This window comes from Finegoldia sp. BIOML-A1, assembly GCF_009678325.1.
In the GTDB taxonomy this organism is placed as follows: Bacteria; Bacillota; Clostridia; order Tissierellales; family Peptoniphilaceae; genus Finegoldia; species Finegoldia magna.
Genome location: NZ_WKZF01000011.1, coordinates 1 through 14,143, shown reverse-complemented (window position 1 = coordinate 14,143; position 14,143 = coordinate 1). Strand labels below are relative to the sequence as shown.

The following is a 14,143-nucleotide window of genomic DNA, read 5'->3' as shown; positions in this document are numbered from 1 at the left end:
GTTTTAGTGGCTAAAAAATCAATGATCGCAAAACAAAAAAGACCTGCAAAGTTTAGCACAAGAGAATATAACAGATGCAAAATTTGTGGTAGACCTCACGGATATTTAAAGAAATATGGCATCTGCCGTATATGCTTTAGAGAATTGGCTTATAAAGGCGAAATCCCTGGCGTAAGAAAAGCAAGCTGGTAAGAAAGGAAGGAGGAAGCTTTTATGATGACTGATCCTATAGCAGATATGCTAACAAGAATAAGAAACGCAGTTAATGCGAAACATAAAGTTGTTGAAGTTCCTGCATCTAATATCAAAAAATCAATAGCACAAATTTTATTAGATGAAGGATTTATCGATGGTTTCAATGTTACTGATGACGGTAAACAAGGAATCATTACAATAGATTTAAAATATGGTCCTAACGAAGAAAAAGTAATTTCAGGTATCAAGAGAATATCTAAACCTGGACTTCGTGTCTATGCCAGAGCAAATGAAGTTCCTAAGGTTTTAGGCGGACTTGGTATTGCTATTGTCTCTACATCAAAAGGCCTTGTAACTGATAAAGTTGCTAGAAAAGAAGGTATTGGTGGAGAAGTAATTTGTTACGTATGGTAACACAAACATTATAAGGAGGTTTGACCATGTCAAGAATTGGATTAAAACCAATTGAAATTCCTAATGGCGTTGAAGTAAAAATAACTGAAGACAATTTGTGTACTGTAAAGGGACCAAAAGGTGAATTAGTTCAACAAATGCCAAAGGAAATGATTATCAAAGTAGAAGATAATACAATCACAGTTTCAAGACCTTCAGACATTAAAAGACACAAATCACTTCATGGTTTAACAAGAACTCTTGTTTTTAACATGATTGAAGGTGCTACTGAAGGATATAAGAAAACTTTAATTATAGAAGGTACTGGTTACAGAGCAGCAAAACAAGGTAAAAAATTAGTGTTAAACTTGGGATATTCACACACAATTGAAAAAGAAGATCCAGAAGGAATCACAGTTGAAGTTCCAGAACAACACACATTAGTTATCAGTGGTAATAATAAACAACAAGTTGGTAACTATGCTGCAAAAATCAGAGACTTAAGAGGACCTGAACCATACAAAGGTAAAGGTATCAGATATGAAGATGAACATATTAGACGTAAAGTCGGTAAAACAGGTAAGTAAGAAAGGAGTAAGGTATGTTTAAGAAAATTGATAAAAATGCAAATAGAGTTAAAAGACATCTACGTATTCGTAAGAACCTTACAGGAACTTCTGAAAAACCAAGATTATGCGTATTCAAGTCTAATACTAACATCTATGCACAATTAATCGATGATGTTAACCACAACACATTAGTAGCTGCATCAACATTAGATAAAGATTACAAAGGCGAATCAAAATCTAACATGGAAGCTGCAAAACTTGTTGGTGAATTAATCGGTAAGAGAGCTATCGACAAAGGCATTGAACAATGCGTATTTGACAGATCTGGATATTTATATCACGGAAAAGTTAAAGAATTAGCTGAAGGTGCTAGAAGCGCCGGACTTAAATTTTAGTGCAAGGGAGGTATTTAGTATTGGAACTTTTAAATAAAGAAATAGAAGGTTTAGAATTAGAAGAAAGAGTTGTAAATATTAACCGTGTAGCTAAGGTTGTTAAGGGTGGTAGAAACTTTAGATTCGCAGCCCTTGTAGTAGTTGGAGATAAAAACGGACATGTTGGTGTTGGTATTGGTAAAGCACAAGAAGTACCAGAAGCTATTAGAAAAGCTAGCCAAGATGCTAAAAAACACATCTTCACAGTTCCTATCGTAAACACAACTATTCCTCACCAAGTAACAGGAATATTTGGAGCTGGTAGAGTATTATTAAAACCAGCTGGAGAAGGTACTGGAGTTATCGCAGGCGGTCCAGTTCGTGCGGTATGTGAATTAGCAGGTATCAAAGACGTTCGTTCTAAATCATTGGGAACATCAAACCCTCAAAACATTGTTAATGCAACTGTAGAAGGACTTAAATCACTTAAGACAGCTGAACAAGTAGCTAAATTAAGAGGAAAGTCTGTAGAAGAAATTTTAAAATAAGGAGGGCTTTTAAGTGAGTAAATTAAAGATCACTCTTAAAAAGAGCAAAATCGGTAGAATTGAAAAACACATTAGAACTTGTGAAGCCCTTGGACTTCATAAAATCGGACAATCAGTAATCAAAGAAGACAATGATGCAATTCGTGGAATGATTAGACACATTGCATTCATGGTTGACGTAGAAGAAGTTAAGTAGGAGGTGTTATAGTGAAATTACACAACTTAAGACCTGCTAAAGGTGGAGAAGTAAAAGCAAGAAAAAGAGTTGGTAGAGGTTACGGTTCAGGATTAGGACACAATGCTGGACGTGGTAGAGACGGACAAAACTCAAGATCAGGCGGAGGCGTAAGACCAGGATTTGAAGGGGGTCAAATGCCTTTATTCAGAAGACTTCCTAAGAGAGGCTTCAAAAACCACTTCGCAAAACAATACGCTGAAATCAACATCAGAGACTTAAATTGTTTTGAAGATGGAGACGAAATAACACCAGAAATCCTAGCAAACGCAGGATTCTTTAAGCCAGTTAAGGCAAAAGACGGCGTTAAGATTTTAGGTGACGGAGAATTAACTAAGAAATTAACTATAAAAGCTAATAAATTTACTAAATCAGCTGAAGAAAAAATTACAAAAGCCGGAGGAAAGGTAGAGGTGATTTAAGATGCTTAAAACCTTAAAAGACGCATGGAAGGTTTTAGACATTCGTAAAAGAATCGGCTTTACTCTACTAATGGTTGTAGTTTTTAGATTAGGTAATGCAATACCGGTTCCTTTTATGGATAAGGCCATTATCAAACAAATAATGAGCGGTCAAGAAGGCGGAATAGTTTCTTTATTGAACCTATTAAGTGGGGGATCATTGAGACAAATGAGCATATTCGCTCTTTCGATATACCCTTACATTACCGCTTCAATCATTCTTCAACTTTTAACAGTAGCATTTCCTAGATTAGGAGAACTTACACGTGAAGGTGAAGAAGGAAAGAAGAGAATGGGTAAATACACTAAAATCTGTAGTATAATTTTGGCATTCATACAAGGATATGCTACAGTTAATGGTTTATTTAACAGAGCAATCGTAGACAAAAGCTTTTTAACAGGATTTGTTATACTAATAAGCTTGGTAGCAGGATCAATGTTTCTAGTATGGCTAGGAGAAATGATTACTGAAAGAGGTATCGGTAACGGAATTTCAATCTTGATTTTCATAGGTATCATTTCAAATATGCCAAGACAAATCGGTACAATGATTTATCAATCTAGACAAGGAATGTTATCTTGGTGGAAAATATTACTTTTCGTACTAATAGCGATTATAATATTAGTAGTAGTGGTATTAATTAACCAAGGTGAAAGAAGAATTCCTGTACAATACGCTAAAAGAGTAGTAGGAAGAAAAATGTATGGTGGTCAATCAACTCATATTCCAATCAAAGTTAATATGGGTGGTGTAATGCCAGTAATCTTTGCATCAGCAATATTACAATTACCACAAACAATAGCATTATTATTTGGCAAAGACATGCCAGGATGGTTAGCCCACATATTCACAGTACAAACAACATCAGGGTTAGTAATCTTCTCAATAGTAAACATGTTATTGATTATAATATTCGCATTCTTCTACTCAGCAATTCAGTTTAATACTGTTGAATACGCTAAAAACTTGCAACAATATGGCGGATTCATTATGGGAATTAGACCTGGTAAACCAACAGGCATGTATCTAAAGAAAATTTCTGATAGAGTAACATTTATAGGCGCAATCATATTAGCGTTAGTAGCATCAGCACCAATGCTAATATCAAAAGCTATAGGAATACAAATCCTATTCGGTGGTACATCAATCATCATCGTAGTAGGGGTAGTATTAGATACTGTAAAACAAATGGAAAGTATGCTAACTATGAAACACTATAAAGGATTTTTGAAATAAGGAGTTTATAATGAGATTAATATTATTAGGACCTCCGGGAGCAGGTAAAGGAACTCAAGCTAAAAGAGTAATTGAAGAATTTGATATTCCTCATATTTCAACAGGAGATATTTTCAGAAAAAATATCAAAGAAAAGACAGAACTAGGTCAAAAAGTTGAAGGCTTACTTGCAGAAGGAAAACTTGTACCTGATGAATTAACAATAGAAATAGTTTGGGATAGATTAGATCAAGAAGATTGCAAAAATGGCTTCTTACTTGACGGATTCCCAAGAACAATCCCTCAAGCTGAAGCTCTTGATGAAGGACTAGCTAAAAGGGGATTGAAACTAGACCGCGTATTAAACATAGACGTTGACAAAGATTCTCTTGTAAAAAGACTTTCAGGAAGACGTGTATGTCCAAACTGTGGTGCAAGCTATCACATTGATAACAACCCTCCAAAAGTTGAAGGAATTTGTGATGTATGCCAAACTCCAGTAATCCAAAGGGAAGATGACAAAGAACAAACTGTACTAGACAGAATCAAAGTTTACGATTCACAAACTAAACCTTTAGTAGACTTCTACAACAAACAAGATTTAGTATTCACAGTTGACGGAACTCTTCCAATAGATGAAATCACTAATAAGTTAGTAACAGAATTAAAAAAAGGTTAGAATTAATGAGCCAATACAACAAACTTGAAACAGGACAAGTTGTTTTAAGTACTTGTGGTCGTGATATGGGCAAACTACAAATGGTTTTGGAAATTCTTGACGATTCTTATGTATTGGTAGTAGATGGAAAACAACGTAAAATCGAAAAACCAAAGAAAAAGAAGATAAAACATCTTCAAAAATACAACAAAAAGTTGCAATTAGAGAATTTAACAGATAAGAAACTAAGATATATGTTAAACAATTTAAAAAAGGAGGATCAAGACAAGGATGTCCAAAGAAGTTATTGAATTAGAAGGAACAGTAGTAGACGCTCTTCCTAATACGGTATTTAAGGTAGAACTTCAAAATGGCCATGTAATAACAGCTCATATTTCAGGCAAATTAAGAATGAATTATATAAGAATTCTTCCAGGAGACAAGGTAACGGTTGAATTATCACCATACGATTTGAATCGTGGAAGAATAACATGGAGAAAGAAATAAACGGAGGTTAAGCAATGAAAGTAAGACCATCAGTTAAAAAAATGTGCGAAAAGTGCAAGATTATAAAAAGAAAAGGTCGTGTTATGGTTATTTGCGATAACCCTAAACACAAACAAAGACAAGGTTAGTAGGAGGTATAAATGGCAAGAATTCAAGGTGTCGACTTACCAAATGACAAACGTGTAGAAATTGGACTAACTGCAATTTATGGAATAGGTAGACAATCATCAAATAAAATCTTAGCTAAATTAGGAATCAATCCTGACACAAGAGTAAAAGATTTAACAGAATCTGAATTATCTGATATCAGAAATGAATTAGACAACTATCTTACTGAAGGGGATTTACGTCGTGATGTAGCAATGAATATCAAAAGATTAAAAGAAATCAACTGCTACAGAGGATCAAGACACAAAAAAGGCCTTCCAGTAAGAGGACAACATACAAAGAACAACGCAAGAACTCGTAAGGGTCCTAGAAAACAAGCATAGAGAGGGGGAAATTAATTGGCACTAAAAACTAAAGGCGCAAAACGTAACGTTCGCGGTAAAAAAAGAGTAAAAAAGAATATTGAAAAAGGTCAAGCACACATTTCTTCTACATTCAACAACACTATGGTATGTTTAACTGACCTTAACGGTAACGTATTAAGCTGGGCTTCTGCTGGACAATTAGGATTCAGAGGATCTAGAAAATCAACTCCATACGCTGCACAACAAGCTGCTGAAGAAGCTGCTAAAAAAGCTATGGAACACGGATTAAAAACTGTTGAAGTTTATGTAAAAGGACCAGGTTCAGGAAGAGAATCTGCAATTAGAAGTTTGCAAGCTTCTGGACTTGAAGTTAGCTCTATTAAAGATGTAACTCCAATCCCTCACAACGGTTGTAGACCACCAAAGAAGAGAAGAGTATAACACATAGGCTTAATTCAGGATTTCCTGATGGGACTTGTCGAAGGAGGCTGTATTTATGACTGAACAATTAGATACTAAAATAAAAATCGTTGAATTAGATGAACAAAATAATTACGGTAAATTTGTCATAATGCCACTGGAAAGGGGATATGGAACTACTCTAGGAAACTCTCTAAGAAGAGTTTTATTATCATCATTACCAGGAGCTGCTATATCAAAGATAAATATCCAAGGTGTAGCTCATGAAATGTCTACGATTAAAGGTGTCAAAGAAGACGTACCTGAAATAATTTTGAATTTAAAAGGTATCGCTGTAAAGAAATACAATGAAGAACCTATATCATTGAATGTAGACATAAAAGGTCCATGTGTTCTAACAGCTAAGGATATTTTAGTTGATACTGATTTGGAAGTTAAAAACCCAGATCACTATATTGCAACACTTAATGAAGATGCTTCATTAGAAATGCAAATCACAGTTATCAACGGAAAAGGCTACAAAATATCTGAATTTAACAAAACAGACGAAGATATTATAGGAGATATCGCTATTGACTCACTGTTTAGCCCTGTGAAAAAGGTTAATTTCACAGTAGATAATGCCAGAGTTGGCCAAGTAATTGATTACGATAAGCTTACGATAGAAGTGTGGACTAATGGAACAATTAGACCACAAGATGCCTTAAGTGAAGGAAGCAACATCCTAATCAATTGCCTGGAATTATTCAGTGAATTACCTAACTACGAGTGTAATACAAACAGTGACGACGAAGACAATCAAAAAGATAAAGAAACTCAAATGGGCATCAATATCGAAGAATTAGATTTCTCATTAAGATCATTCAACTGTTTGAAAAGAGCTAATATCAATACTGTAGGAGATATCGTATCTCATACAAAAGCAGAAATGATGAAGATAAAGAACTTTGGTAAAAAATCCTTAGACGAAGTTGAAGAAAAACTTCAAGAAATGGGCCTTGCATTTAAAGAAGAAATAAAAGACGAATAAAGGAGGATAGACATTGGCTAACTTAAGAAAATTAGGTAGAAGAACTGATCACAGAACAGCAATGTTAAGAAACCTAGTTCAATCATTGTTCGAAAATGGAAAAATCGAAACAACAGTTACTCGTGCAAAAGAAGTTAGAAGAGAAGCTGAAAAGATGATTACACTTGGTAAAAAAGGTGATTTGAGCTCTAGAAGAGAAGCTCTTAAATATATATACAAAAAAGACGTTGTAAACACATTGTTTGAAGAAATCGCACCAGTTTATGCTGACAGACAAGGTGGATACACAAGAATCTTAAAATTAGGACCTCGTAGAGGAGACGGTTCTGAAATGTGTATACTTGAATTAGTAGATTACACAAAAAAAGAATCCTCAAATGAAAAAGAAACAGTGAAAGCTGACAAATAGAAAATAACTAAGCATTTGCTTAGTTATTTTTTTTATGGTATGACGGGCATATTCTAATGCTGGGGTGAAAATTCCTACAGAGCGTAGTTACCGACGAATCTAATAGCGACTTGCAAGTTTTAGATGGTGACATCTAGGATAGAAGAACAGGTAGCGAAATCGTGGCTTGACGAACAGAAACAGAATATAAGGCGCAAGCTAGCTTAAAGATGCCAAAGACCCAAAAGGTAACCATAACCCCAAGGCGTAAATTCTGCAAGTAAACGATAAAAGTATCAGAACTTATCCCGTGAGGTCTCACTATACTTATGGTTTAAAATTTACTTTAGTTTAATCATTATTTAACATGAAAATGAAACAAGTGTGTTACTATACTATAAAAGTATTGCGGAGGTGTATAATGAAAAATTTAAAAGGGTTATTTAGCAAAGTACTAGTATTTTTTATGTTGATTAGTATAATTAGTCAGATTACTATGGTTAAGGCCGCTGCAAAGACTTTGCCTTCAGGACTAAATTATAGTGAATTACCTAGGGAAATAGAAGATTATGTTAATGAACATAGTGACACAACTTGTGGAATGAATGTTATTGTTTATGATAGTGATGAAACAATTTATGAAAATTCATTTGGTTATGTGGATAAAGAAGCCAAATTAAAATCAGAGTTGGATTCTGTGTATGAATGGGGTTCAATATCCAAACTGTTTATATGGGTAAGTGTTATGCAGCTTTATGAACAGGATAAAATCGATTTAACTAAAGATATAAAAAATTATTTACCTGATGATTTTCTTAAGAACTTGAGTTTTGAGAAACCTATAACTATGCTAGATCTTATGAATCATAAAGCAGGTTTTCAAGATACATATTTTATACAAACGCCAAATGCCTCTGATATAAAAAGTCTTGAAGAAGCGCTTCAAACAAGACAGCCAAAGCAAGTATATGAACCAGGAGAACATACTGCCTATTCAAACTGGTCAGCTGCACTTGCAGCTTATATAGTTCAAAGAATTTCTGGAATGGATTATGTGGACTATGTTCATAAGAATATTTTTGAACCACTAAACATGAAACATAGTTCTATAAGTCCAATATATGCGGACAATGATTGGGTAAGAAGTGAAAGGCTTAAGTTAAAGTGCTATGACACTGAGGGTGAGATTATCGATGGTGTAGGTATGTACTATATTCATCTTTATCCTGCAGGAAGTGCAGCTGGAACTATAAATGATTTAAAAACTTTTGCTCAAGCAATTATGCCTAATGAAAAGAACCCATCACCACTATTTAAAAAGCAAAGCACCCTAGAAGAAATTTATAAAGCCACAAGTTTTTATGGATCCACCAAAATTCCGAAGAATTATCATGGCTTATTCTCAAGTGAATATGGTGTTGAAACCATTGGACACGGTGGAAACACTTTTGGATGTTCGTCAATGTTACAATTCGATCCCAAAAGTGGAGTTGGAATGGTAGTAATGACTAATCAAGCTCATGAAACTATTTATAACTATGAGATGTATGAACTTATTTATGGAAAATTCACAGATTCTAAGCTTGCTCAAATCAAAAGGGAAGTACCAAAAGGACTCATTCTAAATACCCGTGGAATACTCAAAGGGCCACTTTCATTTATGGGGGCTATGGGTGTGAGTTCCTACAGTGAGGAAGATTTAGAGAATTGGTGGTATGAGGAAAATGGTGTTGTTGAGACTCAGTTTTCAGACTTTATTACATCTACACCAAAGGCTATAACTAATGTTCTGTGCATGTTATTTTTTATAACTGCAGGAATCTATGGAATAGTTAAACTAGTTGTTGGTGGTTTTATTATTGATTTTCTCAAAAACAAGAAAGAAGGATTAAAAACAAAACCGCTTCGTAAGTATTCCTATATCTTATGTGGTCTGATGGGGATAACGTTAATTAATTTAGTGGTAATTTTTATGCGCCTTAATAAGGGATATAGAACTGGCGATATTGGTAGCGTAGAATCCTATATAATTCAAAGTGTGGTATTTACTGTCTTAATGATACTTATGGCAATTTCCATTTTTGTGGGAATGAAAAAATATAATGAGGAATCTACAAAAAAAGAAAAACATAAGTTTTTTATTACTAGTCTTTTTGCTATAACGCAATGCTTAGTGATTTTAAGTTTTGAAATGTATAAGTTTTGGGGATTCTAAAATATCATCAAAAGGAAAATAGTCTAAAAACATCTACATTTGTAGGTGTTTTTTTATGCCCAATTGCAAAAGAAAAATCATAGGATTATAATAAAATAAAGAATAATTTATTAGTTATTAATGAAATATTCAAAAAAATTATTGGGAGGAACCTATGAACAAAAAACTAGTAGCTGCACTGACTTTATCAGCATTGTTGTTATCGACAAACTCATTTGCTGCAAATGAAACCCAAAAGTTAGATGCAATCAAAAAACTTGGTCTAAAAATCGATCAATCAATCGACAAATCAAATTTAAAAGATGAAATCAAATTACAAAATGGAATCACTTTGAAATTTGACAAAGAAGGAAAACTTATTGGAATTGATGCGCTTTCTAGTACAGAAAAGCTGTTCTCAGGAAAATCAGACGACAAATTCGAAGATTACTTAAACATCACAATATCTAAGCTTCAAAAAGACGGCTACATTCCTAAAGAATACAAACTAGTCGACCAACAAGACATACTTGATAACGGATACAAAGTTGTATTTGAAAAAGAAAATTCTTTTAATGTCAAAAATCCGTACAACATAATAACAGTATCATTTGACAAGAAAACCAATGAATTTAAAAATTTCAACAAAATCGGAGACTTTGAAGTTACAAAAAAACCTACAATAAAGATTGAAGATGCAAAGAAAGTTGCGATAGAAAAATTAAAAGGTATCAAAGATTTTGATGAAACAAAAGTAAAATCAGAAACCTCAGTAATCAACATAGACAACTTGCCAACAAAGTTTATAAAAAACAAAGGTCTAGTAGTTGCATATGTATTTGAATACGAAGGAACAAAAGTATACGTAGATGCTAATACAAAAGAATTGTTGGGAGCTGATAAGCTCAAATCAAACGCCAACACACAAAGCAAAAAACAATACCTAGTATCCAGAATTTATGGCAAAGACAGAATCGACACATCAATACAAATAGCTAAAAGCTACATCAAAACATCAGAATTTGCTATCCTTGCAAATCAAAACAACTTCCCAGATTCACTAAGTGCAACAGTTCTATCTAAAAAATACAACGCACCAATCTTATTGACTGATGCGATAAAAGCCGACAAAAGTTTAATCCAAGAAATCAAAAGATTACAAACAAAATACTTTGTAAAAATTGGCGGCGAAAAATCTATCAGCAACGAAGTAGCAATACAATTATTACCAGAAAAAAGCAAAGTAAAATCATACAAAGGCGCTGACAGATACGCTACAAATGCCGAAATCATCAAAGAATTTAATGATGCAGACACTTGTATCATAGCAAGCGGTGAAAATTTTGCAGACTCTTTAAGTATTGGCGCATTTGCAACAAAAAACGGATATCCAATCGTATTAGTACAAAAAGATAAAATCAATGACGTAACAAAACAAGTATTAAAAGATTCCAAAATCAAAAAATGCTACATCGTCGGTGGAGAAAACTCTGTATCCAAATCATTAGAAAAAGAACTACCACAAGTAATCGAAAGAATCGCTGGCAATGACAGATACGAAACATCACTTAAAATAGCTGGCAAATTCTACAAAGATGCACAAGGAGCATACCTTGCAAGTGGAGAAGTATTCGCAGATAGCTTGGCAATCAATCCAATCGCTGCAAGATTTGATGTACCATTGATTCTTACACCAAAAGATAAACTACCACAAAAAACACAAGAATACCTTGACAACTCCAAAATCATTCAAGTAGCTATAATAGGTGGAGAAAAGACAGTATCCAAACAAATTCAACAAGAATTAGCCAAAACCAACCCAAACGTTGCAACATCTGTTAAGTTCACATACACAAAAGACGGCAAAAAAGTTACAAGAGAACTTACTAACGCAGAAGCTAACGAATTAGCAAAATTAATGAACGAACACGAAAAATATGTTACAGGTGAAAGATTAAAAAGCATATTTGACAACTACTTTACATTAGTATCAGCTAATGGAAAAACAAAAGTAGCAGTATCAGTAAATATTGAAAAAGATGAGGTTGTAATAGACGATGCAATCCTTGAAAAAGGTGCTACACTTAACAAAGACAACGACCTTGCAAAACAATACATTAAATTCATCGAAAATTTACAACAAAATTAACACAAAAATTGTTGAAAAACAAACCCGTAGATGATATAATAGCGTTGGCTTAAAAAATTATCGCGGCAAATAATTTTTTAATGGAGATGAATATTAATGGCAAGAATGATGGGACCTAGATTTAAACAATCTAGAAGATTAGGTCTAAACGTATGCGGTCACCCAAAAGCTAACAAAAGAATGGGTAAAGGACTTGGAAGAAACGACAAGAAGTTAACTGAATATGGTATGCAACTTCTTGAAAAACAAAGATTAAGAGCATATTACGGAGTAAACGAAAAACAAATGCACAAATACTTCGAAAAAGCCCTTAACAACAAAGAAGGTCTTACAACAGGGGATGTAATGGTAAGACAATTAGAAACTAGATTAGACAACCTAGTACTAAGAGCTTCATTTGCATCATCAATCAGACAAGCAAGACAAATGGTATCTCACGGTTTAATCAGAGTAAACGGTAAAAAAGTAGATATCCCTTCTTACCAAGTAGCTGAAGGATCTGTAATCGAATTGAAAGAAAAATCAAGATCAAATGAATTGTTCAAAGAAAACTACGAAACAAACTTTGCACAATCATTACCTTACATTGACAAGGAAGAAAACTTCAAAGTAACATTGACAAGACTTCCTGAAAGACAAGAAATTCCAATCGAAATTACAGACTCATTAGTAGTTGAGTTGTACTCAAGATAATCAAAAGGCGAGTAATTATACTCGCTTTTTTTATTTGCAAACATTGATATATACTCAAATTAAAAGTACAATAATATTAATCATAAAAGAAAAGGAAAAACAAATGAAAAAACGAGTACTCATAACCACAATACTATTCTTATTCCTAGTGTATTTTAGTGCAACAACATTCTTCACATTTTACGCACTACCCAACACATACGTCAATGGTTACAATATGAGCTATGTCGAAAAATCCAAAATAGTTGACAGAAATGCAGACATCAGAACACTCACAATAAATGCTACTGATAACCGTAAACTTGTAATAGATGCAAAAGAAGTGGATTTCAACCTAAAAATACCAGAAGATTTCAAAATCGAACAAAACCCATTCTCATGGCCGTTGTCGTTTTTTGACACCAAAAAATACAACATCAATTTCGATTACACAATTGACGAAGACAAACTAAACAAAAAAATATACCAAGCACAGCTCAACAAAAACGCCAAAAAATCGTACAACGCCTACATCAGTTACTTGGATGATGAATACACAATAATACCAGAAGAAATCGGAAACGAAATAGACACTGACAAACTCAAAGACACAATCAAAAAATCACTACTAGAACAAAAAGAAGACATCACACTCAAAAACGAATACATCAAACCAAAAGTCTACGCAAACGACTGGAACATCATACGCGCCAAAAACAAACTCAACAAACTCAAAGACATTGAAATAAGCTTTGATTTCAACGACACAATCCATAAACTAAAAGGCGCACAACTTCGCGATATGATGGACTTTGACGAAAGAGATGGATTCGTATATAAAGACAGTGAAATCGAACACTACGTAGACGATTTGAAAAAAGAAACCGACACATACAACAAACCACACACAATAAAAACAGCAGAAAACAAAACACTAACACTCAACGCAACAGACTACGGCTGGGAAATCGACAAACACAAAACGGCAGAACTCATAAAACTCACACTAGATGATGCAGAAGATAAAACAATAGAACCAGTGTATTCAAAAAAAGCGAAGTCAAGACTCAAAAACGACATCCAAGACGAATACATTGAAATCGACCAGCAAAACAAAACACTCTACTATATTAATAACTACAAAATTACAAAAAGTATCCCCATCAAAATCACACAACCACTCCCAAAAGGAATCTACAACATAGACACCAAAACAAAAGGATACTCCAAAAACTATACGCTGGGATTTTACAGACACACAATATCAAGCGAACAAAACTCTGACATACAAGCAAATCCCGACCTATTAGAAAGCATTTATTATGATGTGACAGACAACATAGCAGTAATAGTGTATTAAAGTAAAATAAAAGTAAAAAAATTTTAAAATTCACTTGACATTATAGTGCAAACTTGATAATATATATAAGCACTCAATTGTTCAGTGAATTTTTTAATTAAAATAAAAATTAAAAAACTCTTGACAATAAAGAAATAGAAGAGTATAATGTAATAGTTAGCTCACAAAACGCGAACTTCAAATAAACTTTGAAAATCACGTTTTAAAATATATTTCGTGAGTATAGAACCTTAATAAATTAAATAAAGTAAATACTTTGAGAGAAGTACAAACCAAACAATAATTCGGTGAGAATAAAAAA

General features: G+C 33.5%; 20 protein-coding genes. All 20 read left to right on the top strand.

Annotated features, from left to right (window positions below; all coding sequences use genetic code 11):
- Positions 1-6 precede the first annotated feature (6 nt).
- The 20 genes from GKG00_RS08035 (at position 7) to GKG00_RS07940 (ending at position 13,842) form a co-directional block, all read left to right on the top strand.
- On the top strand, positions 7-192 hold the full coding sequence (locus GKG00_RS08035; RefSeq protein ID WP_002836123.1) for a type Z 30S ribosomal protein S14: 186 nt from the start codon (positions 7-9) through the stop codon (positions 190-192).
- Positions 193-213: 21 nt separating this feature from the next.
- Positions 214-609 (top strand): 30S ribosomal protein S8, encoded by a 396-nt coding sequence (rpsH, locus tag GKG00_RS08030; RefSeq protein WP_002836125.1) that lies wholly within the window; start codon positions 214-216, stop codon positions 607-609.
- A 26-nt stretch (positions 610-635) separates the two neighbouring features.
- Positions 636-1,175 carry a 50S ribosomal protein L6 gene (gene rplF, locus GKG00_RS08025; protein ID WP_154254990.1) on the top strand — a complete coding sequence of 180 codons (540 nt, stop codon included), beginning with the start codon at positions 636-638 and terminating at the stop codon, positions 1,173-1,175.
- 14 nt (positions 1,176-1,189) lie between these two features.
- The gene (gene rplR, locus GKG00_RS08020; protein ID WP_094208005.1) at positions 1,190-1,552 is read left to right on the top strand and encodes a 50S ribosomal protein L18; all 363 of its coding nucleotides are present in this window, start codon (positions 1,190-1,192) and stop codon (positions 1,550-1,552) included.
- 20 nt (positions 1,553-1,572) lie between these two features.
- On the top strand, positions 1,573-2,079 hold the full coding sequence (gene rpsE, locus GKG00_RS08015; protein WP_002837356.1) for a 30S ribosomal protein S5: 507 nt from the start codon (positions 1,573-1,575) through the stop codon (positions 2,077-2,079).
- Positions 2,080-2,092: 13 nt separating this feature from the next.
- A complete protein-coding gene (rpmD, locus tag GKG00_RS08010) occupies positions 2,093-2,275 on the top strand; it encodes a 50S ribosomal protein L30 (RefSeq protein WP_002836132.1) in 183 nt (60 codons plus the stop codon).
- 11 nt (positions 2,276-2,286) lie between these two features.
- Positions 2,287-2,736 (top strand): 50S ribosomal protein L15, encoded by a 450-nt coding sequence (gene rplO / locus GKG00_RS08005; protein ID WP_002836133.1) that lies wholly within the window; start codon positions 2,287-2,289, stop codon positions 2,734-2,736.
- A gap of 1 nt (position 2,737) precedes the next feature.
- Complete coding sequence (gene secY / locus GKG00_RS08000) at positions 2,738-4,012, top strand: preprotein translocase subunit SecY (RefSeq protein WP_154254989.1); 1,275 nt, start codon at positions 2,738-2,740, stop codon at positions 4,010-4,012.
- Between the two features lie 10 nt (positions 4,013-4,022).
- Positions 4,023-4,670 carry an adenylate kinase gene (locus GKG00_RS07995; RefSeq protein ID WP_002841116.1) on the top strand — a complete coding sequence of 216 codons (648 nt, stop codon included), beginning with the start codon at positions 4,023-4,025 and terminating at the stop codon, positions 4,668-4,670.
- A 5-nt stretch (positions 4,671-4,675) separates the two neighbouring features.
- Complete coding sequence (locus GKG00_RS07990; RefSeq protein ID WP_002836136.1) at positions 4,676-4,960, top strand: KOW domain-containing RNA-binding protein; 285 nt, start codon at positions 4,676-4,678, stop codon at positions 4,958-4,960.
- Positions 4,941-5,156: a translation initiation factor IF-1 gene (gene infA, locus GKG00_RS07985; protein WP_094208007.1), complete on the top strand. Its 216-nt coding sequence runs from the start codon at positions 4,941-4,943 to the stop codon at positions 5,154-5,156. The genes GKG00_RS07990 and infA overlap by 20 nt, the downstream gene beginning before the upstream one ends.
- Before the next feature lie 14 nt (positions 5,157-5,170).
- The gene (gene rpmJ / locus GKG00_RS07980) at positions 5,171-5,284 is read left to right on the top strand and encodes a 50S ribosomal protein L36 (protein ID WP_002836138.1); all 114 of its coding nucleotides are present in this window, start codon (positions 5,171-5,173) and stop codon (positions 5,282-5,284) included.
- A 12-nt stretch (positions 5,285-5,296) separates the two neighbouring features.
- The gene (rpsM, locus tag GKG00_RS07975) at positions 5,297-5,647 is read left to right on the top strand and encodes a 30S ribosomal protein S13 (RefSeq protein WP_002841105.1); all 351 of its coding nucleotides are present in this window, start codon (positions 5,297-5,299) and stop codon (positions 5,645-5,647) included.
- A gap of 15 nt (positions 5,648-5,662) precedes the next feature.
- On the top strand, positions 5,663-6,070 hold the full coding sequence (gene rpsK, locus GKG00_RS07970) for a 30S ribosomal protein S11 (protein WP_002836140.1): 408 nt from the start codon (positions 5,663-5,665) through the stop codon (positions 6,068-6,070).
- Positions 6,071-6,125: 55 nt separating this feature from the next.
- On the top strand, positions 6,126-7,079 hold the full coding sequence (locus GKG00_RS07965) for a DNA-directed RNA polymerase subunit alpha (protein ID WP_094205167.1): 954 nt from the start codon (positions 6,126-6,128) through the stop codon (positions 7,077-7,079).
- Positions 7,080-7,092: 13 nt separating this feature from the next.
- Positions 7,093-7,488, top strand: a complete 396-nt coding sequence (gene rplQ, locus GKG00_RS07960; RefSeq protein ID WP_094202429.1) for a 50S ribosomal protein L17 — start codon at positions 7,093-7,095, stop codon at positions 7,486-7,488.
- Between the two features lie 400 nt (positions 7,489-7,888).
- Positions 7,889-9,682, top strand: coding sequence for a serine hydrolase domain-containing protein (locus GKG00_RS07955; protein ID WP_172976499.1), 1,794 nt, complete (start codon positions 7,889-7,891; stop codon positions 9,680-9,682).
- 154 nt (positions 9,683-9,836) lie between these two features.
- Positions 9,837-11,810, top strand: a complete 1,974-nt coding sequence (locus tag GKG00_RS07950) for a cell wall-binding repeat-containing protein (RefSeq protein ID WP_154254987.1) — start codon at positions 9,837-9,839, stop codon at positions 11,808-11,810.
- Positions 11,811-11,906: 96 nt separating this feature from the next.
- Positions 11,907-12,503, top strand: coding sequence for a 30S ribosomal protein S4 (rpsD, locus tag GKG00_RS07945; RefSeq protein ID WP_094205171.1), 597 nt, complete (start codon positions 11,907-11,909; stop codon positions 12,501-12,503).
- A 103-nt stretch (positions 12,504-12,606) separates the two neighbouring features.
- A complete protein-coding gene (locus tag GKG00_RS07940; protein ID WP_154254986.1) occupies positions 12,607-13,842 on the top strand; it encodes a peptidoglycan binding domain-containing protein in 1,236 nt (411 codons plus the stop codon).
- Positions 13,843-14,143: the final 301 nt, after the last annotated feature.